Genomic DNA, 325 nt, shown 5'->3' on the forward strand with positions numbered 1-325 from the left:
CCACTTTGTGATTCATGACTGGGGTGAAGTCGTAACAAGGTAACCGTAGGGGAACCTGCGGTTGGATCACCTCCTTATCTTAAAGAAGCGTACTTTGCAGTGCTCACACAGATTGTCTGATGAAAAGTGAATAGCAAGGCGTTTACGCGTTGGGAGTGAGGCTGAAGAAAATAAGGCCGTTCGCTTTCTATTAATGAAAGCTCACCCTACACGAAAATATCACGCAGCGCGTGATAAGCAATTTTCGTGTCCCCTTCGTCTAGAGGCCCAGGACACCGCCCTTTCACGGCGGTAACAGGGGTTCGAATCCCCTAGGGGACGCCAC

1 tRNA gene and 1 rRNA gene are annotated in these 325 nt (G+C 50.2%); both read left to right on the forward strand.

Annotation, left to right across the window (positions count from 1 at the left end):
* Positions 1–77: ribosomal RNA gene (locus tag FQZ95_RS24160) — 16S ribosomal RNA — on the forward strand; the annotation flags it as partial.
* 171 nt (positions 78–248) lie between these two features.
* Positions 249–324: transfer RNA gene (locus FQZ95_RS24165), tRNA-Glu, on the forward strand.
* Position 325: the final 1 nt, after the last annotated feature.

The organism is Escherichia sp. HH41S, from assembly GCF_009820115.1.
Classification (GTDB): domain Bacteria; phylum Pseudomonadota; class Gammaproteobacteria; order Enterobacterales; family Enterobacteriaceae; genus Escherichia; species Escherichia coli_F.